This is a genomic window from Sphingomonas sp. AP4-R1 (genome assembly GCF_013113735.1).
Taxonomy (GTDB): Bacteria; Pseudomonadota; Alphaproteobacteria; order Sphingomonadales; family Sphingomonadaceae; genus Sphingomonas_I.
Genome location: NZ_CP053346.1, coordinates 3,427,067 through 3,453,738, shown reverse-complemented (window position 1 = coordinate 3,453,738; position 26,672 = coordinate 3,427,067). Strand labels below are relative to the sequence as shown.

Annotated in this window: 19 protein-coding genes; 9 read left to right on the top strand and 10 right to left on the bottom strand. The window is 67.4% G+C overall.

Annotated features, from left to right (window positions below):
• Positions 1–68 precede the first annotated feature (68 nt).
• The gene (locus HL653_RS16020) at positions 69–2,447 is read right to left on the bottom strand and encodes a TonB-dependent receptor (RefSeq protein WP_171745402.1); all 2,379 of its coding nucleotides are present in this window, start codon (positions 2,445–2,447) and stop codon (positions 69–71) included.
• A 132-nt stretch (positions 2,448–2,579) separates the two neighbouring features.
• On the opposite strand from HL653_RS16020, the gene HL653_RS16015 reads away from it, so the two are divergent.
• Together HL653_RS16015 and HL653_RS16010 are read left to right on the top strand one after the other, a co-directional pair.
• Complete coding sequence (locus HL653_RS16015; protein WP_171745401.1) at positions 2,580–3,233, top strand: TetR/AcrR family transcriptional regulator; 654 nt, start codon at positions 2,580–2,582, stop codon at positions 3,231–3,233.
• On the top strand, positions 3,230–4,087 hold the full coding sequence (locus HL653_RS16010; RefSeq protein WP_216599877.1) for an alpha/beta fold hydrolase: 858 nt from the start codon (positions 3,230–3,232) through the stop codon (positions 4,085–4,087). Before HL653_RS16015 ends, HL653_RS16010 begins: the two co-directional genes overlap by 4 nt.
• Before the next feature lie 79 nt (positions 4,088–4,166).
• On the opposite strand, the gene HL653_RS16005 is transcribed toward HL653_RS16010, so the two are convergent.
• The 8 genes from HL653_RS16005 to HL653_RS15970 form a co-directional block, all read right to left on the bottom strand.
• Positions 4,167–5,378 (bottom strand): MFS transporter, encoded by a 1,212-nt coding sequence (locus tag HL653_RS16005; RefSeq protein WP_171745400.1) that lies wholly within the window; start codon positions 5,376–5,378, stop codon positions 4,167–4,169.
• Positions 5,379–5,492: 114 nt separating this feature from the next.
• The gene (locus HL653_RS16000) at positions 5,493–6,608 is read right to left on the bottom strand and encodes a ComEC/Rec2 family competence protein (RefSeq protein WP_171745399.1); all 1,116 of its coding nucleotides are present in this window, start codon (positions 6,606–6,608) and stop codon (positions 5,493–5,495) included.
• A 108-nt stretch (positions 6,609–6,716) separates the two neighbouring features.
• Positions 6,717–8,093 carry a S9 family peptidase gene (locus HL653_RS15995; RefSeq protein WP_171745398.1) on the bottom strand — a complete coding sequence of 459 codons (1,377 nt, stop codon included), beginning with the start codon at positions 8,091–8,093 and terminating at the stop codon, positions 6,717–6,719.
• A 16-nt stretch (positions 8,094–8,109) separates the two neighbouring features.
• Positions 8,110–9,654, bottom strand: a complete 1,545-nt coding sequence (locus tag HL653_RS15990) for a tannase/feruloyl esterase family alpha/beta hydrolase (protein ID WP_253716961.1) — start codon at positions 9,652–9,654, stop codon at positions 8,110–8,112.
• Complete coding sequence (locus HL653_RS15985; protein WP_171745397.1) at positions 9,654–12,329, bottom strand: TonB-dependent siderophore receptor; 2,676 nt, start codon at positions 12,327–12,329, stop codon at positions 9,654–9,656. Before HL653_RS15985 ends, HL653_RS15990 begins: the two co-directional genes overlap by 1 nt.
• A 69-nt stretch (positions 12,330–12,398) precedes the next feature.
• A complete protein-coding gene (locus HL653_RS15980) occupies positions 12,399–13,427 on the bottom strand; it encodes a hypothetical protein (RefSeq protein ID WP_171745396.1) in 1,029 nt (342 codons plus the stop codon).
• Positions 13,424–14,539 (bottom strand): CapA family protein, encoded by a 1,116-nt coding sequence (locus HL653_RS15975; protein WP_171745395.1) that lies wholly within the window; start codon positions 14,537–14,539, stop codon positions 13,424–13,426. The genes HL653_RS15980 and HL653_RS15975 overlap by 4 nt, the downstream gene beginning before the upstream one ends.
• Positions 14,536–15,717: a cytochrome P450 gene (locus HL653_RS15970; protein WP_171745394.1), complete on the bottom strand. Its 1,182-nt coding sequence runs from the start codon at positions 15,715–15,717 to the stop codon at positions 14,536–14,538. Before HL653_RS15970 ends, HL653_RS15975 begins: the two co-directional genes overlap by 4 nt.
• A 74-nt stretch (positions 15,718–15,791) precedes the next feature.
• Between HL653_RS15970 and HL653_RS15965 the strand changes: the two genes are divergently transcribed.
• From HL653_RS15965 to HL653_RS15955, 3 genes are all read left to right on the top strand, one after another.
• The gene (locus tag HL653_RS15965; protein WP_171745393.1) at positions 15,792–16,790 is read left to right on the top strand and encodes a LacI family DNA-binding transcriptional regulator; all 999 of its coding nucleotides are present in this window, start codon (positions 15,792–15,794) and stop codon (positions 16,788–16,790) included.
• Between the two features lie 63 nt (positions 16,791–16,853).
• Entirely contained in the window at positions 16,854–17,810 is a 957-nt protein-coding gene (locus HL653_RS15960) for a dienelactone hydrolase family protein (RefSeq protein WP_253716959.1), read from the top strand.
• A gap of 65 nt (positions 17,811–17,875) precedes the next feature.
• Positions 17,876–19,015 carry a pectinesterase family protein gene (locus tag HL653_RS15955; protein WP_171745392.1) on the top strand — a complete coding sequence of 380 codons (1,140 nt, stop codon included), beginning with the start codon at positions 17,876–17,878 and terminating at the stop codon, positions 19,013–19,015.
• Between the two features lie 39 nt (positions 19,016–19,054).
• Here the strand turns inward: HL653_RS15955 and HL653_RS15950 are convergent, their stop codons facing one another.
• Positions 19,055–21,289 carry an alpha-galactosidase gene (locus tag HL653_RS15950; RefSeq protein ID WP_253716957.1) on the bottom strand — a complete coding sequence of 745 codons (2,235 nt, stop codon included), beginning with the start codon at positions 21,287–21,289 and terminating at the stop codon, positions 19,055–19,057.
• A gap of 110 nt (positions 21,290–21,399) precedes the next feature.
• Between HL653_RS15950 and HL653_RS15945 the strand changes: the two genes are divergently transcribed.
• The 4 genes from HL653_RS15945 (at position 21,400) to HL653_RS15930 (ending at position 26,574) form a co-directional block, all read left to right on the top strand.
• On the top strand, positions 21,400–22,500 hold the full coding sequence (locus HL653_RS15945; RefSeq protein ID WP_171745391.1) for an SGNH/GDSL hydrolase family protein: 1,101 nt from the start codon (positions 21,400–21,402) through the stop codon (positions 22,498–22,500).
• Positions 22,501–22,757: 257 nt separating this feature from the next.
• Positions 22,758–23,900 (top strand): fumarylacetoacetate hydrolase family protein, encoded by a 1,143-nt coding sequence (locus HL653_RS15940; protein WP_171745390.1) that lies wholly within the window; start codon positions 22,758–22,760, stop codon positions 23,898–23,900.
• 11 nt (positions 23,901–23,911) lie between these two features.
• Positions 23,912–25,264 carry an amidohydrolase family protein gene (locus HL653_RS15935; RefSeq protein WP_253716955.1) on the top strand — a complete coding sequence of 451 codons (1,353 nt, stop codon included), beginning with the start codon at positions 23,912–23,914 and terminating at the stop codon, positions 25,262–25,264.
• Positions 25,261–26,574, top strand: a complete 1,314-nt coding sequence (locus HL653_RS15930; protein WP_171745389.1) for an MFS transporter — start codon at positions 25,261–25,263, stop codon at positions 26,572–26,574. The genes HL653_RS15935 and HL653_RS15930 overlap by 4 nt, the downstream gene beginning before the upstream one ends.
• The last annotated feature ends 98 nt before the right edge of the window (positions 26,575–26,672 follow it).

Here is a 26,672-nt window from a genome sequence, read left to right as displayed (position 1 = left end):
ACCGGGCGCCCGCCGTCCCGCCCTCCGGACGACGGACACGGTGCCGACCTCGCCGCCGTCCACCATCATCAGAATTTGGCCGTGAAGGTGGCCAGCACCTGGCGCGGATTGCCGTAGAAAGCGGTGGCGACGCCTTCGCGGCCCAAAGTCGGCGTATAGCCGCCCGTCGGCGTCAGGATCGGTACGCCCGCCGCCGTCACGTTGATATATTGATAGCCGGCGGTCTTGTATTTCTTGTTGGTCAGGTTCTTGCCGTGGACGCCGATCGAATAGCGCCCGGTCGCGAACGTATAGACGATGTTGCCGTCCAGCAGCGTGTAGCCCGCCTGATCGAGGAACGGGCTCGCCGTCTCGAACTGGTGGGTCAGGCTGCGATAGGAGACGGTGGTCGAAGCCAGCAGCGATCCGGCCGCGACCGGGAGAGTGGCGCTCAGCGTGCCGCTGGTCGTCCATTTCGGCGTGTTCTGGAAGACGCGGAAATCGGACACGTCGGTCGGCGGGACGCCCGCGATGAAGCTGCGATATTTGGCCTCGATATAGCCGAGCGTACCGCCCAGGTTTACCGACGATCCGGCGCCGGCGAAATCGCGCGCAAGAATGGCATTGCCCTCGAACTCGGCGCCCTTGATCCGGGCCTTGGCGGCATTGGTGGTGATGCCGCAGAAGGTCTGCACGCCGCCCACCGTGCAGCCCGAGGAGCCGGGCACCTGCACGTCCTTGTAATCGGCGTAGAAGCCATCGACCGCGAAGGTGATGCGGCGATCGAGCAGCGATCCCTTCCAGCCGATTTCATAGCTCTTCACCGTCTCCGGCTTGAACAGCAGGAAATTGTAGATGTCCTGATAGGTGCGGCCCGCCGCAGCATTGCTGATCGGCGCGTTGGAGCCCGTGCCGCGCGGATCGAAGCCGCCGCCCTTGAAGCCGACCGAGTAGGACGCATAGACCATATGCTCGGGCGTGATCTTGTAGCTGAGCGAGGCGCGCGGCGTGAATTTCTTGAAGTTCGCCTTGCCCTGGAAATTGGTCGACGGAACCCCGAGCAGGGTGGGATTGCCGCCGAATTCGCTGGTGAAGCCGCCCAGATAATTGGCCTTGAACACCTGGCTCTCGCGCTGGTCCCACGTATAGCGGCCGCCGAGCGAGAGGCTCAGCTTCGGCGTGAAATCATAGGTGAAGTCGCCATAGACGGAGTGCGTTTCGGTCCGCACGTCGCCGCGCGTATAGGCGTCCAGCCCCGGCAGCGCGGTGCCGCCGGTCGTGTAGAGCAGCACGTCGAAGCCGGTGCTGGCATCGGCGCCCAGATAATAATAGCCGATCAGGCCGTTCAGCTTGTCGCTCTTGTAGAGCAGCTGGAATTCCTGGCTCGTCTGGTTGTTCTTGTAGACGGCCGGCACATCGACATCGACGGCGGGCAGCGCGTCGAAGTCGATCGGCGTATAGCTCTTGTCACCGCGATAGGCGCTGATGCTGCGGAAGGTGACATGATCGGTCAGTTCGGCGGTAGCCGACATCGAGATGCCGCCGCCCTTCACGCTGTTCTTCGGATTGTTGAGCCCCGCCTGCGTATCGAACACGTCGGACAGAACCGGCGTGCCCGAAAGGAGGCCGGGGATCAGGCGGTGGCCGTTGCGCGGGTTGGACCTGTCGTCCGTATAGTCGCCGGTGATGCGGACGAAGAGGCGCCGGTCCGGGCTCTCGAATTCGATCGTGCCGCGCCCGGCCCAGACGTCCTTGTTGTAATTGTCGATGCCCAGATTGACGTTGCGGCCGAAGCCGTCGTGGCGAAGCCGCGCGCCGGTGACGCCAACCTTGAACAGATCACCGATCGGGGCCGAGACGCTGACCACGCCGTCCGTCTCGTTATACGAGCCGTAGGTGCCGCGCAGCGTGACCGCGAAATCGTCGGGCAGGCGCTTCGTCACATATTTCACCGCGCCGCCGATCGTGTTGCGACCATAGAGCGTGCCCTGCGGCCCGCGCAGCACCTCGATCCGCTCCACCTCGTAAATGTCGAGCACGGAGGCCTGCGGGCGGTTGAGATAGACGTCGTCCAGATAGATGCCGATGCCGGCCTCGAACCCCGGCACCGGATCCTGCTGGCCGACGCCACGGATGAAGGCCGCCAGTGTCGAATTGGTGCCGCGCGCCGCCTTGAAGGTGGTGTTGGGCGTCACCGTCTGGATGTCGGTCAGGTCGATCGCGCCGGTCTTGGCGAGCTTGTCGCCGCTGAAGGCGGAGACGGCGATCGGCACCGTCAGCAGCGTTTCGTCGCGACGCCGGGCGCTGACGATGATCTCCTGCGCGGTGTCGGTGCTGATCGGTGCCTGCGCCTTGGTATCGGTGGGGGCGCTCGCCGCCGCGTCCTGCGCGCTGGCCGGTGCCATCGCCGCCGTCAGGCTGACGCCGGCCGCCAGAAGCGCACGAAATGAAGATGCCGTGAGGCCCATATCACTCTCCCTGTTCTCGAGCGCTTGAGCGTGTCGCTTGCGCTTCGTCTTCACTCCTCATACTGAAACCTGAACCGGGTTTCAAATACGAAAAATGGTGCAAGGCCCGATTTGAGTCGTACGGGGAGAGATATGGCTGAACGAGGCGCCCCGACCGCCGGGGGGGACCAGTCGGGCGGCAAGACGCCCAAGACGGCACGCGGCCGCCGCTCCCTGCGCGCGCTGCTGGATGCCGCCGCCGAGGAATTTGGCGAGAAGGGTTTTCACGAGGCGGCGATCAGCCGGATCACCGCGCGCGCCGGCATGGCGATCGGCAGCTTCTACACCTATTTCGACAGCAAGGAGGCGATCTTCACGGCGCTGGTGCGCGATCTGAGCGGGCAGGTGCGCGATTTCGTAACGCCCCGGCTGGCAGGCGTGCAGGGCGGCATCCCGATGGAGCAGGCCGGGCAGGCCGCCTTCCTCGCCTTCGTCCGCCAGCACAAGGAGATCTACCGGATCATCGACGAGTCGGAATTTGTCGATCCGGCTAGCTATCGCGAGCATTATGCGCGCACGGCCGAGCGCATCACCGCCCGGCTGGAAGCCGCCGAGGCACGCGGCGAAATCAGCCCCGGAGCGGCTCCGGGCGCGGCCGAGGTGCGCGCCTGGGCGCTGATGGGCATCAACGTGTTTCTCGGCCTGCGCTTCGGCGTGTGGGATGACGGCATTTCGATCGAGGAGGTCACGCGGGTCAGCGGCGATCTGGTCGCGAACGGGCTCGCCCCCAAAGGAGAGCGGCCATGAGGCATTGGATGAATCGCTACTGGCCCTCCTCGGATGGCCTGCGCCTCCACGCGCGGGACTATCCCGCCGCCGAGGGCGATGCGCGCCTGCCGGTGATCTGTCTTCACGGGCTGACCCGCAATGCGAAGGATTTCGCGAAGCTGGCGCCGCGCATCGCCCAGTTGCGGCGGCGCGTGCTGGCGGTGGACGTGCGCGGGCGTGGCCTCTCCGCGCGCGCCGCGCCCGACACGTATCAACTGCCCTGCTATGCGGAAGACGTCGAACGGCTCGCCCACGCGCTGGGGATCCGGCAGGCGATCTTCATCGGCACGTCGATGGGCGGGCTGATCACGATGGAACTGGCCGCGCGATCGCCCGATCTGATCGCCGCCGCGATCGTCAACGATATCGGGCCGCGCCTGGCGAGCCGGGGGCTGGAGCGGATCGCGGGCTATGTCGGAACCGGCGGGCCGGTCGCGACCTGGCAGGAGGCGGCGGACCATCTGCGCCAGCTGAATGCCGAGGCCCTGCCCCACTACGACGCCGTCGACTGGCAGGACATGGCCAAGCGCCTGTATCGCGAGGCGGACGGCCGGATCGAGGCGGATTATGATCCGGCGATCGCGACCCCGTTCAAGACGAAACCGCTGGTGACCGATCCGCAGCAGCGCTGGGACGCGCTCGTCCGCGAGCGGCCGATCCTGCTGCTGCGCGGCGAGCGGTCCGATCTGCTGGATCAGGAGGCGGCGGAGGAGATGGTGGCTGGCCACCCCGATGCGGCGCTGCGGATCGTCGCCCATGTCGGCCACGCGCCGATGCTCGACGAGCCGGACGCGCTGGCGGAGATCGAGGGGTTTCTGGCGCGACTGGACTGATCGTCGAAGGATTGCGGCCCGATGTCAGCCGAGGCGGCAGCGAGCGGCACGCCCGGCGCCGGCGGACCGGCTTGGCGGTCTATCGAAGCTGGAACCAGCGGACGGGGCCCGACACCTTCCGCAAGAGCAGCACCGTGATGCCGAGGCCGAGCAACGAGCCGACCGCGCCGAACAGGAACGGCGCCTCATAGCCCGCTTTGGTCGCGAGAATGCCGGCGACCGGGCCGGTGATGCACAATGCGATATCCGTGAACATCGAATAGGCGCCGATCGCGCTTCCCCGGCTTTGCGGCGGCACCAGATCGACGACGACCATGCCCAGCGCCGGGAAGATCAGCGCAAAGCCCAGCCCGGCGATCGCGGCGCCCGTCGCTGCGACCAAGGCGGTTCCGGCGAGCCAGACCGTGACGAGCCCCACCGTCTCGATCGCGAGAAAGGTGAGCGCGACCTGCAGCCCGCCATGCTTCGCGATGCTGCCGACGAACATCAAGCGACCGAAGACGAACGCGCAGCCGAAGGCGCTGATCGCCGTCCACGCCGCCGCCCAGCCATGCGCCGCATAATCGAGCGCGATGAAGGCGGTGATCACGCCGAAGCCGATCCCGCCGAGCCCCAGCGCGGCGCCATAAGGCAGCACGCGGGCGAAGACGGCGGAATAAGGCAGGCGTTCGGCGGAAATGATGCGCGTGGCCGACTGCGGCCAGACGAAGACCAGCCCGATCAGCCCCGTGCAGACCAATGCGATGCCGACGGCCGCCATCCCGCCCAGATGCAGCAGCATCACGCCGACGGGCGCGCCCGCGGCGATCGCGCCATAGGTGGCGATGCCGTTCCACGAAATGACCTTGGCCGTGTGCGTATCGCCGGCCCGGCCGATCCCCCACGCGATCGCGCTGGTGCCCACCAGGCTTTCCCCGAAGCCGAGGATCATCCGGCTGAGAAACAACGTCGCCAGCGCCAGCGCGGGGTAAGCCGTCAGCTGCGCCGCCGCCAGCAGCACCACGCCGCTGCCGACGCTGCACGAAAGACCGAATAGGATGGCGCGCTTCGGGCCCGACGTATCGACCATCGGGCCGACCATGCCCCGGCTGACGATGGTGGCGACATATTGGATCGAGATGGCCAGCCCCGCCGTGGCGGCGCTGAAGCCGAGATCGCCATTCACCCATTGCGGGAGCACCGCCAGAGGCAGGCCGACGGCGAAGTAAGCGAGCGCCGTGCAGAGGACGCTCATCAGGATCTGAACGCTCGGCTGCTGACCGAGCGCGGGGCGCGTGGATACGGAAGTCATTGTGCGGCGCACATAAGACCGACCATCCGGTGACGCCATTTCCCTGTGCTTGCGAACTTTTCCGTTCATGTTGCACCGCACGCATGACGGATCCTCAGCCGGGCCTCTACCGAGTCAGCGCGACTTCGGCCGCTCGCCCCGGGTGTAGCGCCGGGAAAGCCCCGTGCGGGTATTGATCATGACGATCGTCCCGTCCCTGCCCACCTCCGCCACAAGCGCATGTCCGTCCTGATCGCCCCAATTCGCGATCCGTTCGTACGGAGCGTTCAGATCGGGACTGCGCGTGGCGAAATGGAGCTGCCAGCTGGCCTGGACGTAGGGCGCCGCCGCCGCGAATTCGAGCGAGCCGGCATCGGCCCCCTTCGCCGCGCCGTTGTTGAAAACATAAAGCGACGGTCGAACGGTATCGAGCAACCGCGCGCTGCCCGCATTGGCGGAGCCGTGATTGTCGGCGATCATCAGATCCACCGGGCCGATCAGATCGCGCGGGCAGGCAAGTTTGTCCTCCACGACGCGCGTCGTGTCGCCCAGCGCCAGGATGCGCCCGCTACCCCATTGCAGGACGGTGCCGAGCGAGCGCGGATTCTCGTCCGTGCCGATATCGACGGTCTGGGCGGTGGCCGGGCAACCCGCTCCCGGCCCACCCGCTCCCGCCAGCGCATGATCGATGATCGCGCCGTCCGCGTCGATCGCGGTGACCGTCAGCCCGTCGAGCGACATCGTCTCTCCCGGCCGCATCACCCGGTGCGGCCGACCGGCGATCCCGGCGCTGTACGCGGCGTAAAGCTCGGCCGCCTGATAGCCGCGTCGGTTGGCCGGAGGCTCGGCGGACGGAGGCTCGCGATTGGGCCCGTGATCGACGAACGTGCCGATCGGAATGAGCCCGGCCAGTTCCAGCGCGCCGCCGAGATGATCGGTGTGATAATGGGTCAGCAGCAGATAATCGATGCGCGATACGCCGGCCGATCTCGCGGCCGCGGCGATCCGCTGGGCGCTCGTCTGGCGCGGAGCGGGCGGCATGTCCGCCCCCGCGACGGACCCGCCGCTCAGCGCCGCCGGCCATCCCGCATCGATGAGCAGGGCGTGATGCTGCGGCGTCACGAACAGGGTCGCGGCGGCGCCTTCCACATCGATGAAGATGACGCGCAACGTTTCGCTGCGTCCGGCCGCCGCCGCCGTTCCGCACAGGATCGCGCCCAGCAGACCGAGCGTCCGTAATACCGGCTTCATGCGATCACTCCCGTACGCGACGGAGAGAGATCCGCCATCCAGGACGCACCATGCCTGAGCGGATGCGCGTCGCGAAGCGCGAGATCGGCCTGCCCCATCGGCACATGGTCACATCGCCGGTCGCGGCTCGCCCTGGCAGGATCCGCTTTTGACGCCGCAGGGCCGCAGGAACGTCGCGGGGCGATAGGCGACGAAGCGTCCTGTCTCGCCCGAGGCCTCCTTCGTGGCCTGATTGAGCGCTCCAGGCGAGAGCATGGCCTCGTCCCAGCGGCCCTGCGTGATCCTCCGGTCCAGCGCCTCGATCCCGGCGACGGTCTCTCCGATCGAGAAGGTGCAATGGCCCGGCGCCGCGACATAGGCCTGCCGTAGCTGGGAACCCGAACCGGCCCGCGCGACCATCGCACCATAGGCCTGTTCGTAGGTCACCATCGTCGCGCCGTCGCCCGTCGTATGGAGCGTGAGGACCGGCCGCGACAGCTTGCCCGAGGGAACGAAATTCGCGCGCATATAGGCGACCGCCTTGGGGGTCGCCGCGATGCGCGGTGCCTTGGCCAACAGCGCGAGATCCGCATCGAGCGACAGGCCGGCGCTGCGATACGCGGTCCGCACCGCCTCGGCGCGGCCGGAGGCCTGAAGCTGCGCGCGATAATCGATCCCCATATTCCAGGAGGCATTGCCCCCTGCGCGCCGCTCCTGATCCCAGCGCGGGAAGAACACGCCCATCGCGAACCAGCGCGCATAGGCCTGCGCGCGCGCCTCGGTATCGGGAGAACCCGCCGGCGGAGCCTTGTCGTCCGGCTCGTCGGGAAGCTGGGCGAAGGCGCTGGCGAGGATGAGCCGCGCCCGCCCCTGCGGCGTCGCCATCGCCTTGGCGATCAGCGCATCCACTGCCGGCCCCTCCTCCCGGATCGGCGGCTGCGGGCCGCCCTGCTGCCAGATGTTCACGATCTTCAGCGGCGCGCCCGGATCGACCAGCGTCTTCAGCGCCCATGCGCCATCGAGCGCCTGATTTTCCATGCCCACCACGCCCGACACGGACGCGCACATCGGCATCGCCCCGTCGATCCGCTCGGGGTGGCGCTCGACCAAAGCGGCCGTGACCAGCCCCCCCATCGACTCCCCATAAGCGATCACGCGCCTGGGTTTGCCGAAACGGGTGGCGAAGGCGTCCAGCGTCGCGATCTGATCGGGCACGGCCTCTTCCAGCGCCCAGCCGGTGGCGCTGTAGGAACTGCCGACCAGCGCATAGCCTTTCGCCAGCAATTCAGCGCCGCCCTCACGCGTCCGGTTGCGCGCCGGGTTGCCCGGTGCCGAGCTAAATCCGTGGCTGAACAGCAGCACCGTGCCGTTCCACCGGGCGGGCATGTCGGCCGCCCAGTTGGCGCCATTGTCGAGCCTGCCCCCGACATGGGTGACGCCCGCGGGATCGGGCGACGCGGCCCCGATCGCCAGCAGGGCGGCCATGCTCATCCACATCCGGCGCATCGTCCCGCCCTCCCGGTCAGCGATAGGATGCGAGGACCGGATCGGCCTCGCACGTATAGGAGCGGGCATCACTATCCTCGCCTTTCCCGTCATAGCGGGCGGACTTGGGGAACGGGCAGATCGCGCGGGTGAAGACGGGCTTGCCGTCCACGATGCGCGCGCCGGTCAGTGTCTGCGGCGCCTGCCCCTTCTCCACCCAGTCGATCACGGCCCAGAGAATGTCGCGCGAGGCATCGCCCGGCGCGTTGATCTGGCCGGAGCCGCCGAACTGGTCCACGCCCGGCCCACCCCGGCAATGATACATGCCGGGCACCATCATCAGCTTCACCGATTGCGAGAGCTTCGCCGCGCCGCCCTGCGCTGCCTCCAGCCTGCGGTAGAAATCCACGGTCGGCCCGGCGATCACGGACGGGTCCGCCCAGCCCTGATAGATGATCGCCTTGCCGCCGCGCGCGATGAAGGGCGCGATCGTCACCTTGTCGGCGCGCAGTTCGGGCATCACGGCATTGACCTTGTTCAGATCGGCCGTGCGCTGGAACGTGTCCTCGTTCCAGTTCGGATCATCATAGACCGCATCGCCCCACATCGCCGCGAGCAAGGGCGAAGGCGGCCCCGGCCGGGTGCGGACGCCGGGCAGCAGGCCGCGATCCATCGGCCGGCCCTTCTCGTCCCGCATCGGCGCGACGATCGCCTCCATCATTTTCACCTTGGGCACGGCGAGGCAGTCACTCCCCTGCCCCTGCTTGCAGGCGAGAATGGCGGGCCTGAACGTGCAGGCCAGCGGATTTTCGACGATTCCGTCCTTCACGCCGTCCTTGCCGTCGCAGGCCGCGATCGCCTTCTTCTCGTACAGCGCCCAGTCGGCATCGGTGAGCGCGCCCGCCGGATCGTGCTTCTGCATCAGCGAGAACCACATCATGCGGACGGAGATGAGCGGCATGTACGGCCCCGGCGCGCCGGCGACGATGCCGTCATAATCGCCCGGATAATTCTCCATCTCCTTCAGACCCTGCCGTCCGCCGCCCGAGCAGCCGAGGAAATAGCTGTGCATCACCGGCTTCGCGTAGAAACGCGCCGCCAGCGCCTTGGCCGCCAGCGTCGCCAGATGCGTGGCGCGATGCTCGTAATCCACGCGCGCCTTGAGATCGGCCATCCAGCGCTTCTGGCTGATCTTGTGCCCGCTGTCGGTGGTGACGGCGGCGAAGCCCTCGCTGACGCGGCGACTGAGATCGGCGAAGTTGAACACGCCCGCATCGCCGCCCACGCCCGCGCCCAGCAGGCGACCATTCCACCGATCCCCCGCCGGCAGCCACAGTTCGAAGCCGATATTGCCCTCGATCACGCCCTGCACGCGGCAGAAGGGCATCGTGACCGGCACCGGCTTGTACGAGCCGCGCGTCTCCGGCAGCGCGTCCACATCCTGCCCGACCGCGACCTGCGCGGCGGCGGTGACGCGCACCTTGCCCGGCTGATCGCCCGCCAGATCGGCGCAGCCCTGCGCCATCGCCGGCCCGGCCCAGAGCGCACCGGCCAGAGCGAGGAGGGAGACGCGCGCCCGCATCAGAATTTCACCCCGGCCGTGACGGAGACGAGGCGCGGCACCGGATTGGTCGACTGCGGATCATAGCCGCGCGTCTGATCGACGAAGGGCGGATCCTCGTTCAGCAGGTTGCGGACGTCGACCGAGAGCGTCAGGCGCGGCGTGATGTCGATCCCGATCGAGGCATCGACCGTATCATAATCGCTCACCTTCTGGATCGGGGTGATGCCCGTATTGTCGTAGCCGCTCAGGTGGTTGAGCGTGACGCGCCCCTTCACCTTGCCGTGCGCCACGCCGAGATCGGCCTGCACGCGGAAGCGCTGCGGGAAGTTGATCGTGCCGATCACGCTGGCGAGCGCCGCCCCCGGCACCGCCTGGAATTTGTAGCGGGTGTAATAGGTGCCCTGCACGCCGCTATCGAGCTTCCAGTCGCCGAGGCTCATCATGTAGTTCACGCCGAAATCGACGCCCGACACCTTGGAGCGGCCCAGATTCTGCCGCCGCCCGTCGACGATGAAGGCGACGTTGGACGCGTTGATCGCATTGTTGATCGGCAGGCCCGACCCGATCAGCGCCGCCACCTGCGCCGCCGTGGGATTAAGCGTGACGAACGAGGCGTAGAGCGGATTGGTCAGGATGCCGGAGGTGCCGCGCAGCGCCTGGATCTGGTTCTTGTAATCGATGTTCCAGTAAGTGCCCGTGATCGTGAGCCCTGGCACCGCCAGCGGCTTCACCTCGACGCCGCCGGACCAGGTGGTCGCCGTCTCCGGCTTCAGGTTCGGATTGCCGCCGGCGATGCCGATGCCCTGCACGTTGCCCGAGGCGCCCGGCAGCGTGTCGTAATAGAGGCCCGCGCCACCCGCGATCGTGGATACTTCGGTGAAGGTCGGCGCACGGAACGAGGTGCCGTAGCTGCCCCGGATCGCGACGCCGCGCACCGGCTTCCACGTGACGCCCACCTTCGGATTGCTGGTGCTGCCGAAGTCGCTGTAATCTTCATAGCGGCCGGCGACCGACAGGCTGAGTTCCTGGATACCCGTCATCGCATTGCCACCGCCGACGATCGGCACATAGAGTTCGCCGAACACCGCCTTCACGTTGCGGCTGCCGCTGTCGGCGGTGTGGATCTGCGCGGCGCTGCTGCCCGAGACGAGATCGGTGAACGTATATTCGCGCCGATATTCGCCGCCGAAGGCCAGCTTCAGCTTGCCGCCCGGCAATTCCATCACCGTGCCGCTGAACTGGAGGTTGGCGACGTCCAGCTTGTTCTTGCCGATGATCTGGAAATAATTGTCGTGGATGCGCGCCAGCGTCGCGGGATTGTTCGGGCCGCCGAACACGTTGAGCGCGGTGGCCGGATTGGTGTCGAGCAAGGCCGCCGCCAGCGCGGCGGCGTTCACGCCGGTGCGCCGATCGGAGATGTCGTAGGATTCGCCGTGGCTGTAATAAGCCGTGCCGGTCCAGTCGCTGAAAAGCTTGGCCTCGACGCCGCCCGACGTGCTCCAGCTATAGGCGCGATAGGGATATTTATCGCTGCCTAGTTCCGGCACCAGCGAATAGGGCACGGTGACGGAGGTGGCACCCGCCACGGGCGATACGAAGAACGGATTGGCGCGCGTCACTGTCGCGGTGAAGGTCGTGTTGTTGTTCAGCAGACTACCGTTGCGGCGCGAATAGAAGCCGTCGCCGAAGATGCGGATGCTCTCGCCGATATCCTGGCTCACATTGGCCAGCACGCTGTAGCGCGTCTGTGAGGGGATCACCCAGTCATAGGCGTTGTAGAAGCATTTGTTGCTCGTACCCGCGACGAGCGAGCCGACATTGGCGTTGGTCACGCCACCCTGCGGGATCGCATAGGTGCGGCCGCCCGCCGTGATCGTGCTCGGCTGGCAGTTCGTCACGCGCAGATCGCGGCCGCCACGGTAGCGATTGTCGTCCTGATACCAGGGCAGATCGCTCGCCGTGAGCGCGCTGTTATGGGTATATTCGCCCGACACGGTCAGGTAGCCGCCGGTCCAGGTCTTGCCGAAGATGCCCGCCGCCTGCTGCTCGCCATAGGAGCCGCCGGTGAAGCCGCTGCGGAGGCGGAATTCGGCACCGTCGAAATTCTTGCGCATGATGAAGTTCACCACGCCCGCCACCGCATCGGAGCCATAGATGGCGGACGCGCCATCGGCCACGACCTCCACGCGGGAGAGCGCGATCGAGGGCAGCACCGAGGGATCGGTATATTGCCCCTGTGTGCCCTGCGCGGGCAGTCGCCGCCCGTCCGCGAGAATGAGGGTGGCGTTGGTGCCGATGCCGCGCAGGTTGATGCCGGCGCCGCGCGTGGCGTTCGCGCCCGCATTCTGCGCGGTGCCGCCGTTACGGTTCTGGCCGAGGCCGATCACCTGCGGCACGCGGCGTAGCAGATCGGCGGTGGAGGTGACGGGCTCGGCGGCGATCTTGGACTGATCGATCGCGATCACGTTCGATCCCACCGCCGAGACGCCCTTGATGCGGCTGCCCGTGACGATGATCTCTTCGATATTCGGCTGCGAGGGGGCGGCGCTGGCCGTGGCGGCATCAGCCGGCTTCGCGGTCGGGGCGGCGGGCGCCGCCGTCTGGGCCGACGCGCCCTGCGCCAGCGCGATGGCCAGCGCGCCGATCGCGATACCGGCCAGACGCGGACCGGCGCACGAAATGATCCTCTCCATGTTTTCCTCTCCTGTTATCCCGGTCGCCGTCGTTGCGGCGCTTCACGGGTGGTGTTCGAAACTGCTCGGTTACTGGGCCTCCGCACGGGCGCGGCGCACGCTGGTCGTCAGACGCGGCGCGACGGAGAGAAGGACGATGGCGGCGATCAGGATGACCGCGCCGGTGAGATCGGCGCTGCTGGGCCATGGCAGGCCCCAGAACATCGCCAGCAGGATCGCGCCGCCAATGCCCGCGATGAGGCTCGCCGCGCGCTCCATCGGCACGCAATAGGCATTTTCGCGCGCATCCAGCAGGATCACGGCGGCGAAGATCGAGACGATCGTGAGCGTGATGGCGATGCCGACCAGCCACAGCATCACCGGATCGGACCAGACGCCGATGAAGCCGAAGCCCAGTTGCCCCGCCTGCCCGCCGAAGCCCGAGGCCGAGATCAGGCCCAGCACGATCACCGCCATCGGCAGCGCGATGATCTTCTCTTCCACGAAATAGCGGCGGATCGAGGCGTCGTCGCCCGTCTTGGCCACGCGCGTCATCACGGCGAGGCGGATGAAGTAGCCGACCGTGTAGAGCAGCACCGTCAGCAGCGCGAGCGGCGGCAGTTCGAGCCCCCCGCGCGACTTGACCGTGATGAACAACGCGAATGCCACCATTACGAGCGCCGCCCAGCTCCACCAGCGCACGCGCCGCCCGAAGATCAGGTCGACCAGCGGCGCGATGATCAGGATGTCCCCACGCATCAGCAACTGGATGAAGGGGATGCTCACGCCCTGGAACGTGAAGGACAGAGGCACGGTGAACAGCACGAGCGCGGTGCCGATACCGGACAGGAAGGTGTAGCGCGTCGGGATCGGCACGCGCACGCCGCCCACCTGCATGCTGTTCGCCGCGCGATGCCAGCCCGATGCCCAGATGAAGCCGTAGGTCATCAGCGTGTTGAGGATCAGCGTGGCGGGCAGCGTTTCCAGCCCCGTCAGAGGGCGGCCGAGCGTGGGGCTCGGAAAGCTCGTCACCAGCTTCGTCAGAATGACGTTGGGCAGATAGGACAGGAAATAGAGGAAGACGATCGCTTCCAGCGACAGCCTGGTGCGCGCACTCATGCGACGATCTCCACCATGTCCGCGCCGATCCGGTAGCGCGCGTTGAGGCCCGCTTCCTGCGTGATCGCCGCCATATAGGCCAGCACCTCGCCGTGGCGCGGATCCTCGGGCCCGACGATGCGGGGCACGGCATCGCGATCGATGTAGAGCGGCAGGAAACCCGTGCGGAGAATCTCGCCCCCGGCAATCTCGAACCGTGCGATCATCGAGAGGCGCGCCGTCTTCGGGAAATTGTAGAGGCTGCCGAAATCCGGCTCCCATTCCTCCGCCAGCACGCGGATCTCGTTCCAGCTCTTCGACTTGGCATGCGCCTCGTCCATCCGCAGGTCGGTCGCGAAATTGCAGAGCGAGTGGAAGACGGGCTTGCCGTCGATCATCTCGCAGCCCTTCAGGATATGCGGATGGCCACCGAGGATCGCATCCGCGCCCGCCGCGATCGCCGCGCGCGCCACGTCCCGTGCATAATCGGGGATCGTCGCGCGAACGAAGTGGATGCCCCAGTGGCAGGAGACGAAGACGAGATCGGCCTGCGCCTTCGCGGCGCGCACGTCCGCTTCCAGCGCGGCCAGATCCTCGCGATGGGGATAGGAGTGGATGCGCGCGGGCGTGCCGGGCTGGTCGTGCTCGATCTGCTCGTAAAAGGTGAAGGCCCGCATCGGCGCGCAGCCGGGGCGGCGCTCGTCCGCCCAATAGGCCTGCGGCAGGATGCTGGAATAAGCGAGGAAGGCAACGGTGGTGCCGTCCTCCAGCGTGAAGATCACGGGCTTGCGCGCTTCGGCGATATTGGCGCCCGCGCCGACCGTCCTCATGCCCGCCGCCTCGATATGGGACTTTGTCTCGAAGAAAGCGTCATTGCCCCAGTCGAGGACGTGATTGCCCGCCATCGAGATCAGATCGAACCCAGCGCGGCCCAGCGCCGCCGCTCCGTCCGGTCGCGCGAGCACGGCATGGCGGGCCTGCGGCGCGCGCACGCCCTTGTCCGCGAAGCTCGTCTCCAGCTGACCGAAGACGACATCGGCCGCGCGCAGCACGTCCGCCGTGGCGACGAAGCTCTCGTCGTAATTCTCGCGATCCATCGCGAGATCGCCGACGGCGAGGACGGTGCCGGTCATGCTTGCGCCGTCCCGAAGCGGATCGGCACGGAGAGCGCGCCGATTTCGGGGAAGCGCGTCGGCTTGGGCTCGCCGTCCAGCGTGAAGCCGGGCGCCGCCTTCAGCAATTCCTCCACCGCCACCTGCAGCTCCAGCCGCGCCAGCGCCGCGCCGACGCACATGTGCGGCCCGCGCCCGAAGGCGAGCGAGTCCTTCATGTTCGGCCGATCGAGCCGGAAGCTCTCGGCATCCTCGAACACATCCTCGTCGCGATTGGCCGAGGCATAGACGAGCGCGATCGGCTCATCGGCCGGGATGTGCCGTCCCTTGATCGTGACCGGGCATTTGGCGGTGCGCGCGAAGCCGCGATAGGGCGTGTAGAGCCGCAGGAATTCCTCGATCGCTGCGGGCATCAGATCGGGCTCGGCGCGCAGCCGGTCGGCCAGATCGGGATGCCGCGCGAGATGCACGGCGATCGCGCCGATCACGACGCTCGGCGCGATCAGCCCCACCACCAGCACCTGCCGGATCGTGCCGACGATCATCTCCTCGGGCAGTTCCGCACCGTCGACACGGACGGCGAGCAAAGCGCTCGTCGCATCCTCGTCCACCGGCAGCGGCGCCGCGCGGCGATCGGCCACCACCTTGCGCGCCATGTCGTAGAGGAGGAGGCTCGTCTCCTTGGTCGTCTCCATGTCGGCGGACTGGACCGCGACATTGTAGCGCTTGCCCGCATCGGTCAGCGCGGCGACCGCCTCGGGATCGAGGTTCATCCAGTGCGCGAACACCGCGACCGGCATGTGCGCGGAATAATCGGCGCAGACATCGCCCCCGCCCTTCGCAACCATGTCCGCCAGCAGGTCTCGGCAGACGCCCCGGATCACCGGCTCCAGCCGCGCGACCTTACGTTCGGTGAGCAGCGGGGCGAGCGCGCGTCGGTAGGGCGTATGTTCGGGCGGATCGAGGTGGAGTGGCGGGCGGCGGCCGGTGAAGGCCACCTTGGGCACCACATTCTGCTTCGAGGTCACGTAGGTCTGCCAGTCGGCGGCGGCCTGCGCGACATCCTCATGTTTCATCAGCGCCCAGAAACCGCCCCAGGCATCGCTGTGCGCCACGGGACATTCGGCACGCAGCCGCTTGTAATCGGCGTTCGCGCTGTCGAACGTTTCGGGCAGCAGGGGATCGAAGTCATGCGACATAACAATATTGCTACGCCTTCATGCAAGCGCTTGCAAGCCCGACTTGCTCTCCGCCCGTCGCACTTTACAGTGCCATGATGGTGTCCCGTGCCCCCCGTCTCGACGATGTCGCCGCGTTGGCCGGTGTCTCCACCGCCAGCGTCTCCCGCTATCTCAACAATCCGGGCGTTGTGGCCCCCGCCACGGCCGAGCGGATTCGCGATGCGATCGAGCAGACCAATTACCTGCCGAACCTGAATGCCGGCGCGCTCGCCTCCAAGCGCTCGCGCCTGATCGCGGCCCTCGTGCCGGACATCGCGCAATCGATCTTCAACGATACGATGGAAGCGATGATCGAGCGGCTGACGGCCGAGGGCAACAGCGTGGTCATGTCCCTGACCGGCCCGAACAATCATCGCCTCGAGTCGCAGATCGACGCTGCCCTCTCGCGCCGGGTGGATGCGATCATCCTGACCGGCATCGTCGGCGAGCCCGCCTTGCGCGCCCGGCTGCGGCGGCAGGCCACCAGCGTGATCGAGACATGGGACCTGCCCGACGATCCGATCGATGTCGCCGTCGGCTTCTCGCACGCCGAGGTCGGCGCGGACATGGCGCGCTTCCTCCACGGCCGGGGCTATCGGCGCCCGCACCTCGTCGTCCCCGGCTCGCCCCGCTCCGCCCGCCGCGCCAGCCGCTTTTCGGAGCAGTGGATCGCGGACGGCGGCAGCGAGCCAAGCCGGCTCATCGTCAACATCCCCAGCCATTTCGGCCAGGGGCGACTCGCCTTTCGCGGGCTGGCCGATCTGCCCGAGCGGCCTGACGTGGTGGTGTGCGGATCGGACTGGATCGCGCAGGGGCTGATCGTCGAGGCGCTGGCGGCGGGCGTGCGCGTACCGGACCAGCTCGCCGTCACCGGCTTCGGCAATTTGCGGCTGGCGGGCGACATGCGGCCGACCATCACCTCGGTCGATATCGACGGCGGCCGGATCGCGGCCGAGGTGAATACGATCCTCCGCACGCGCGCGGCGGGTGGCACCGTGCCCAGCCGCCATGTCGACGTCGGCTTCCGCATCATCGCCCGCGAGAGCGCATGAAATCGCTTGCATGAAAATGCGATCCGTATTCTGTTACCTCACATAACTAACAGGAGAGGCACGATGCGGATCGGTTCGGCGGCGGTGATGGCGATGATGATCGCGGCGGGCGCAGGCGCGCAGGCGCCGCGCAGCCAGCGGCCGGGCGATGTCGCGCTGGCGGAAGATGGCGCCGCCCAGCGCCCGCTCAAATGGACGATGCCCGACGGACCCGGCACCGGCCCCTATCCCGCGATCAAGGCGGTGGATCCCGCTTTCCCCGATCATGTCGTCTATCGCCCGCGCGATGTCGCGGCGGTGGGCCGTCCGCTCGGCGTGTTGCTCTGGGCCAATGGCGGCTGTCGCGGCGACGGCGCCAGCGCGCGCCTGCTGCTGGAGGAGATCGCCTCGCACGGCTTCCTCGTCGTGGCGCCCGGCGCGATGCTGACGGGTCCGGAGCAGCCGATGCCCGCGAAGGATCCGGACCTGGGCCACACCACCACGGCCGACGTGCTGGCCGGCCTCGATCTCGCCACCAAGGCCAATGCGGGCGCGGCGCCTTATGCGGGCAAGCTCGATCTCGCCCGCGTCGCCGTCGCCGGCACCAGCTGCGGCGGGCTGCAGGCGCTGCAGGTGGCGGCCGATCCGCGCATCAAGGCGGTGGTCGCCTTCCACACCGGCTTCTTCAATGATGACCGCGCGCCCAATACCGGCATGGCCACCAGCAAGGATCAGCTGAAGGCGCTGCACACGCCCGTCCTCTACATTCTCGGCGGCCCGCGCGACATCGCCTGGGAGAATGGCATGGACGATTTCGAGCGGATCGCGCACGTCCCCGTGTTCCTCGCCGATCACCCCGTCGGCCATCTCGGCACGTTCAACCAGGCCAATGGCGGCAGCGAGGCGCAGGTCGCGCTGCACTGGCTGCAATGGCAATTGTACGGCAGCCAACAGGCCGCAGCCGCGTTCGTCGGCAAGGAGTGCGGACTGTGCAAGGACAGCGGCTGGTTGCTCGAGCGGAAGAATGTCGGCAAGCCCTGAGCGCCAGCCCGACCGCACAACTCGACGGGAACGGGGATGGCGCAAGGAGGGGTTCGCGCTTTCCCATGACCATGTTCGTGCAGCCCCCGATCCCGCGACGCGCCGCCCTCTCCGGCATCCTCGCCTCCGCGCTGCTGCCCGTCGCCGTCCGGGCGGCGGCCCCCTCCTATGACGCCGTCGTGGCGCCGCCGGAGCGCACCGCTTTGCCCGCCGGCCGCCGCTTTCCGGATCTCGACGCGGCGCTGAAGGCGGCCCCCGCCGACGCGCGGCGCCCCTATCGGATATGGATCGCGCGCGGCGACTGGACGGGGCAGTTCGTGATCGATCGCCCCCATGTGGAACTGGTGGGCGAGGATCGCGCCGCCACGCGCCTCTGCTTCACGGCCGCCTCCGGCCTGATCGCGCCCGACGGCCGCCCCTATGGCACCTTCCGCACCGCGGTCGTGAAGGTCACCGCGCCCGGCTTCTCGGCGCGATCGCTGACGATCGACAACCGGTTCGACGGCACGGCGGAGATGCGCAAGACCGGACCGCGCCTCCTGTCGGACGCGCCGGCCGGGCCGCAAGCGATCGCGCTCGCCTTGATCGAGGGCAGCGACGGTGCGCAGCTGGATCGTGTCGATATCCACAGCCATCAGGACAGCCTGTTCGTCGATGCGGGCTCCTCGCGCTTTTCGGACTGCCTGATCAGCGGCAGCTACGATTTCATCTTCGGCGCAGGCAGCGCCTTGTTCGAGCGATGCGAGATACGCTCGCGCCTGCGCCCCGATCCCGCGCAGGTGACGGGATATGTCGTCGCCCCCAGCACGTTGGCGGAGCGCGCCGTGGGCCTGCTCCTTCATCGCTGCCGCCTGACGCGCGAGAGCGGCGTGGCCGACGGCAGCGTGTTCCTCGGCCGCCCGTGGCGCCCGTCGAAGCGCTTCGACGATGGCCGATATGGCGATCCGATGGCGGTCGGCATGGCCGCCTGCCTGGATTGCTGGATGGACGCCCACATCGCGCCTGCGGGCTGGACGGAAATGTGGTTCACCGATCGCGCCGGGAACAACCGCCACATGCTGCAGCCGGAGGAAGCGCGCTTCAGCGAATATCGCAGCAGCGGCCCCGGCGCGCCGCAGGCGGGCATCAAACGTCGCGGCGCGCTGCTCACCGCCGCGGACGCGCAGAACCTGCTCCGGCAGATCGCGCGAACGCGGCAAGGCTGAGCCCGCCCCGCGTCGAGGCCCCGTTGCTAGACCGCGTCGCTAGACCGCGTCGAAGCGGACGGCGCAGCCCCGGAAATCGCCCGTCATCACGAAATCCACGCCGCGCCCCATCCAGAAGGCGCCGCTCGCCTGCGCGGGCGTGCCCGGCGCCACCTCGCCCGCGATCAGCGTCATCGCATAGCGCCGCGCGGGATCGAGCCCAAGCAACGTGACCGGCATCGCCGTCTCGCGCATCGTGGTCGAACGCGTGAAGGCGAACAAGGCCGCCTGCCTGCGATCCGGCGAGACGGAAAGGGTCGCGGACCGGTCTCCTTCCTTTCGCGCCGGCAACAGCCGATAGAGATCGCCCTGCTGCACCGTGGAGCGGATCCGTTTGTAGGCCGCGATCATCGCGCGCGCCGTCGCGAAATCCTCGGCCGTCCAATGGTGAAGATTGGCCCCGATGCCGAGCGCGCCCTGCATCGAGGACAGGAAACGATAATCGAGCGGGGTGCTGCGCTTGTTCACCCAGTTCGGCGAATCCGTCACCCACGCCATCATGATCGCGGGCGTATAGGCGCGCGAAAAGCCGTCCTGGATGCTCATCCGGTCATAGGGATCGGTATTGTCCGACACCCACACCTGATCGGTCAGGCGCATGATGCCGAGATCGACGCGCCCACCTCCGCTGGCGCAGGATTCGATCTCGACGCGCGGGTGACGACGGCGCAGTTCGGCGATCAGCGCGTAGAGATTGTCGACATAATCGACATAGATCTTCTGCTGCTCGGCGGGCGCCGCCTCGGGCCAGCCCGGTTCGGACCAGTTGCGGTTATGGTCCCACTTGATGAAGGCGATATCGTTTTCTGTCAGGAGTTTATCGAGCAATGTGAGGATGTGATCGCAAACGTCGCGGCGCGCGAGATTCAGCACGAGCTGCTGGCGCGCCTCGGTGCGCGGGCGCCCCGGAAAGTTGATCACCCAATCGGGGTGCGCGCGATAGAGATCGCTGTCCGGGTTCACCATTTCGGGTTCCACCCACAGGCCGAAATCCATGCCCAGCGCCTTCACGCGCCGGATCAGCGGGCCGAGACCGTTCGGAAATTTGCGCCGGTTGACCGTCCAGTCGCCGAGCCCTGCCTTGTCGGAATCGCGCGCGCCGAACCAGCCGTCGTCCATCACGAAGCGCTCGCAGCCGATGCTCGCGGCCTTTTCCGCAAGCGCGATCTGCCCCGCCTCGGTCACGTCGAACTGGGTCGCCTCCCACGAATTGTAGAGCACCGGGCGCGGCCTGACGTGACCGACACCGGGCAGGATCTCCGCGCGCTGATAGCGGTGGAACAATCGCGAGGCGCCGCCGAAGCCGTCTCCGGAAAAGCCCAGATACAGGTTTGGCGAGGCCAGTGTCTCGCCCGGCCTCAGGCGATAGGAAAAGTCGAACGGATTATAGCCGGCGGACGCGCGCACCGCGCCGATCGCATCGCGATCGACCGTCATCCGCCACGATCCGCTCCAGCCGAGCGCCGCGAACCACACCGCCCCGCTTTCCTCCGCCACATCATCCCGACCGATGGCGAGCCACGGATTGGCCTGATGCGACGTGACGCCGCGCCGGCTCTCGATCACGGTGGAGCCCGGCGTGACCGCGCGCGACTGCAGCTGCCATTCCGCCGACCAGCGCCCCGCCAGATAATGGAGCCGATAATCCTCGGCGGCGGGCAGATTGATATTGCCCGCCGCCAGCTGATCGACCTGGATCCAGTCGCGCGTGTTATTTTCGACGACGGCCGAGCGGATTACGAGCCCGGTCGATTGATCCATCGCGTAGCGCAGATGCACGTCGATCGCGGTCGTGATGTCGCGAAGATGGATGATCAGGGCCCCGGCCTCGATCCGGTGATCGACGTAGCGCAGCTCCAGATCGCGCGTCCCATCGGGCAGCGTCACCTTGAGCGCCGGCTCCGTCGTCAGCCCGCCGCCGAAGCCGGCAAACTCGAACGGCGTCATCGTCGACGCCAGTTCGTTCGACGACAATTCCTTCGCCGCGATGGCGGGAGGAAGCGGATCGCCGGCGGCAAGCGGCGCGCCCCAGTAAAGCGACTGGAGCTGGCCACGCTCGTTCACGCCGAACGCATAGGTGGCGTGCGGACTGTCGAGCCGAAAGCTCTTGCCCACCACCTTCGGCAGGACCTGCGAGATGGCCGGAGCGGAGGCCAGGCCCATCGCCAGCCCGGCCAGCAGCCCACCGCAGGCCGTGCGGCGATTCATCCGCAAAAGATCGGCTCCGTTCGACATCACCCCTCCCCAAGGCTGTTTGCCGCCTTTATCGCTGCGGCACCTCGATCATACTTACGCATGATTCAAATCTTGCATACTAGATTTGCAAGCGGGCGACGGAGACCGGAATGAAAGCGCATTGGCTGGCGGCACTCCTTCTCGGCTCGATCGCCGCGCCCGTTTGCTCCCAGATCGTGATGAAGGCGGAGGGGCCGCCCGGCCTCAAGGCCCTGCCCTTCGCCACGCACGGACGCGCCGTCTCGCAGCCCAACGGCGACATCCTTCGTCAATGGCCTGGCACCTATTTCGAGACGGCCTTTGCCGGCCCGTCGATCTATTTCCGCGTCGGCCCCGGCGAGGTCAGCCTGCGGGTCAGCATCGATGGCGAGGCGCCGGTCGCTCTCGTGAAGCCCGTGCCCGGATCCTATCGCGTGTCCGCCGGAGGCAGCGGCGTGCATCGCGTGCGGATCGACGTGGTGAGCGAGAGCCAGCGCGAGCCGACCATATTCGGCGGCTTTTTCGCGCCACCCTCCACCCACGCCGCCCCGCTGCCCCACCGGACGCATGCGATCGAGTTCATCGGGGATTCGCATACGGTCGGCTTCGGCAACACGTCCGAAGCGCGACGGCACTGCACGCAGAGCGAGGTCTGGGCGACGACCGATACGTCTCAAGGCATTCCCGCACTCGTCGCCCGCCATATCAATGCCGATTATCAGGTGAACGCCATTTCCGGACGCGGGATCGTGCGCAATTATGATGGCTTCGCCGCCCCGACCCTGCCGGAAGCCTATCCGTTCGCCCTGCTCGATCGATCCGCGCGCGCCGACGCCCTGCACTGGCGCCCGCAGGTCCTGATCCTCTCGCTCGGCACCAACGATTTCTCGACGCCGCTGCACGATGGCGAGCGCTGGGCGAACCGCGACGCCCTGCACGCCGATTACGAAGCCACCTTCCTCCGCTTCGTGCGGATGCTGCGCGCCCGTCACCCGCACGCTTACCTCCTGTTCTGGGCGACCGATCTGGGCGGCGACGAGATCGAGACGGAGGTCGCGAGGGTCGTGGACCAGCTCCATGCATCGGGCGACAGGAGGGTCGGCTACGAACCGATGAACGGCCTGCGGTTCGGCGGGTGCGATTCGCACCCCGATCTGGCCGACGATCGCACGATCGCGAACCGGTTGATCGCGCATATCGACGGCGTGGCCGATGTCTGGAAGCAGCCATAGGCATCCCGCGTCTCCCGACGTAGGCTGCCGTCCGGAAAGACCGAAATCCCCGGACTCGCGGCTTGACAGTAACGGGGCATCGGGAGATGCATGCAAACATAAAATATTGTATGCATGAATCGATCTGGAGGGGAATTGATGCACGCGCTTGTCGTGATCCCATTTGCGGCGCTCCGGGGCGATCCGCCGTCGCGCCATATTGACGGCGCCGCTCGCGCCGTCCGCTCGATCCATCATTATTGAAGCAGGTCAGCGACATGCACCAGCTTCTTCCCGTCGATCATCAGGATGCCGTGCTGCTCGGCCGCATCGAAACGGCCGAGGGGCCGACCCCTATCGTCCTGCGCGATGGCGAGATCGAGGATCTGTCCGGCGTCGCCCCGACCGTCGCCGATCTGCTCGATCGCCTCGCCCCCGGTGAGCTGCCGCCGCGTGGGACGCCGATCGGCGCGATCGACGCGCTCGCCTTCCGGCCGGACTGGGAGGGCGGCATGCAACCGCGCCTGCTCTCCCCGATCGATCTGCAGTGTATCAAGGCTTCGGGCGTCACCTTCGCCATCTCCGCGATCGAGCGCGTGATCGAGGAGCGGGCGCGCGGCGATGCGCTGGAGGCGGATCGCATCCGCGAGGATTTCCAGACGCGGCTCGGCGGAGATATCCGGTCCGTGAAGCCCGGCTCCGAAAGCGCGATGCAATTGAAGGCGATCCTGATCGCGGACGGGCTGTGGTCGCAATATCTGGAGGTCGCGATCGGCAAGGATGCCGAGATCTTCACGAAGGCGCCGGTCCTCTCCTCGGTCGGCGCGGGCGCGGATATCGGCGTGCGCGCCGATTCCGAATGGAACAATCCCGAGCCGGAAGTGGCGATCATCTGCGATGCGCGTGGACTGGCGCGCGGCGCCACGCTCGCCAATGACGTGAACCTGCGCGACATCGAAGGGCGCAGCGCGCTGCTGCTCGGCAAGGCCAAGGACAATAACGCCTCCTGCGCGCTCGGCCCGTTCATCCGCCTGTTCGACGACCGCTTCACGATGGACGACATCCGCCGGTCGGTGATCACGCTGGAGATAGAAGGACCGGACAATTTCCGGCTCGAAGGATCGTCCAGCATGGCGATGATCAGCCGCGATCCGCTGGACCTGATCGGCCAGACGATCGGCGCCAGCCATCACTATCCGGATGGCCTCGCTCTGCTGCTGGGCACGATGTTCGCGCCGATCGAGGATCGGTCGGAGCCGGGGCGCGGCTTCACCCACAAAAAGGGCGACATCGTCCGGATCGCGACGCCGAAGCTCGGCGCGCTCGTCAATCGCGTGGTCACGAGCGAGGAGGCCCCGCCCTGGACGATGGGCATCGGCGCGCTGATGCGAAACCTCGTCTCGCGCGGACTGATAGTATGACAAGGGAGCGGATGATGCGGCACAGGGCGACGCTGTGGGGTTTGGGTGCGGCCATCGCCGCGCTGGCGGCCGGGATGGCGGCGGGATCGCCCGCACAGGCCGAAACCACGATCCTGACCGGCTTCACGCTGATCGACGGCACCGGCGGCCCGGCCAGGCCCGGCATGGCGATGGTGATCGACGACGGCCGCATCAGCTGGCTCGGCAAGGCGGCGGCCGTGCCGAAGAAGAACGGCGCCACCACCGTCACGCTGATGGGCAAATATGTGATGCCGGGGTTGATCGATCTCCACGTCCATATCGGCACGGTGAAGGATCTCGATCAGCAGGCCGCCAACTTCACGACCGCGAGCGTCGAGAAGGATCTGCGGACCTACGCTGCCTATGGCGTGACGACCGTGCAATCGATGGGCACGGACGGCGACGCGATCTTCGCGATCCGCGACGCGCAGCGCGCCGGGCGGCCGACGATGGCGCGCGTCTATACCGCCGGTCAGGGCCTCGTCTTCAAGGGTGGCTATGGCGGCGTGCCCGGGATCAACCATCCCGTCACCACCGCGGAGGAAGCCCGCAAGGAGGTTGACGCGCAAGTCGCCAAGCATGTCGATTTCATCAAGCTGTGGCTGGATGACGAGCTGCACACGATGCCGAAGATGCCGGCCGAGCTGACGCAGGCGATCATCGCCGAAGGCCATGCGCGCGGCATGCGCGTGCTGGGCCATGTCTTCTATCTGGAGGATGCGAAGCGGCTGGTGAGCCAGGGGCTCGACGGCTTCGTCCACAGCGTGCGCGATCAGCCGATCGACGATGAATTCATCGCCATGATGAAGGCGCACGGCACCTGGCAAGTGGCCCCCACGCTGAGCCGCGAGGAGGCGGTCCACGCCTTCGGCGCGCCCAATCCGATCACGAAGGATCCCTTCTTCCGCCAGTCGCTGAGCCCGGCCGCCCTCGCCAAGCTGGAAAGCCCCGAACGCGAGAAGACGATCGCCTCCAATCCCGCCTGGGATCGCCTCCCCGCCTTCGACAAGATGGCGAAGGTCAACTTCATGAAGGAGGTGCGCGCCGGCATCCCCTATGGCTTCGGCACCGACGCAGGGCCTCCCGGCCGCGTGCCCGGCTATTCGGAGCATTGGGAGCTGGCCGGCATGGTCGAGGCGGGGCTCACGCCGGGACAGGCGATCGCGGCCGCAACCGGTCACGCCGCCAAGTGGCTCCGCAATCCCGATATCGGCACGCTCGCGCAGGGCAAATGGGCCGATCTCGTCGTGCTGGATGCCGATCCGCTGAAGGACATTCGCAACAGCCGCCGGATCGCCGCCGTCTATGTGGCGGGCAACAAGGTCCCGTCGGTCCACCCATGAGCGGTGCCATCCCGATCGAGGCGGCGCCCGCCACCGCCGCCATGCGCCCGACCCGCGTGCGCCACGTCGTGCTGTGGCTGACGGTCCTCGCCTACATGATCACCTATATGGATCGCGTGGTCATCTCCACGACCGCACCGCTGATCCAGAAGGAGTTCGGCTTCTCCGTCATCACGATGGGCTGGATCTTCAGCGTGTTCCAGATCGGCTATGCGCTGTTCCAGATTCCCGGCGGCTGGCTGGGCGACAAGATCGGGCCGCGCCGCGCGCTGACGGGCGTGGTCGTCTGGTGGTCGGCCTTCACCGCGCTGACGACCGGGGCCTGGTCGGCCGGATCGATGATGGTGTGTCGCTTCCTGTTCGGCTGCGGCGAGGCGGGTGCCTTCCCGAACGCGACCCGCTCGCTGTCCCGCTGGATGCTGCCGTCCGAACGCGGGTTCGCGCAGGGCGTCACGCATGCCGGCGCGCGTCTCGGCGGTGCGCTCACGCCCGTATTGGTGGTGTGGCTGATGATCCACCTCGGCTGGCGCGGGCCGTTCCTGATCTTCTCAGGTGTCGGCCTGATCTGGGCCGCTTTCTGGTTCTTTTATTATCGCGACAGCCCGCGCGAGCATGCGGGCGCGAACGAGGCCGAGCGGACGATGATCGCCGAAGCGCTGGGCGCGCAGGCCACATCCGGCGCGCGCCATTCCGTGCCGTGGCGCCAGCTGCTCGCCAATCCCCAGCTCTGGCTGATCTCGGCGATGTATTTCTGCTACGCCTACAGCATCAACATCTTCCTCACCTGGTTCCCCAAATATCTGAACGAGGTCCGCAGCTTCGACATCGTCCAGATGGGCTTCTTCGCCAGCCTGCCGCTGATGGCGGGCGTGATCGGCGATGTCGCGGGCGGATGGATTTCGGATCGGCTGATCGCGCAGACCGGGCGCGTGACGATGGCGCGCCGCGTCGTCGCGATTGCGGGCTTCGCGCTGGCGGCCGTGGCGATCCCGGTCGCGGTCTGGTCCGCCTCCCCGCTCGCCAGCGTCGGCTGGTTCGCGCTTGCCGTGTTCGGGCTGGAGCTGACCGTGGGCATTTCGTGGGCGCTCACGCTGGACGTGGGCGGCGTGTTCGCCGGATCGGTCTCGGCCGTGATGAACACGTTCGGCAATATCGGCGGCGCGCTGGCCGCCGTGATCACCGGCTATATCCTGAAGTGGAGCGGCTGGGACGCGGCGATGTATGTGCTGGCGATCCTCTCGGCGCTGGCCGGGCTGATGTATCTGCGGATCGACGCCTCGCGCCTGCTCTATCGGCCGGTGGAGGAATAGTCCGCCCGCCACCAAACCGTCACCCCGGGCTTGACCCGGGGTCCCGCTGCCTTGGAAGTAACTGAAGAAAAAGCGGGATCCCGGATCAAGCCTGTCCT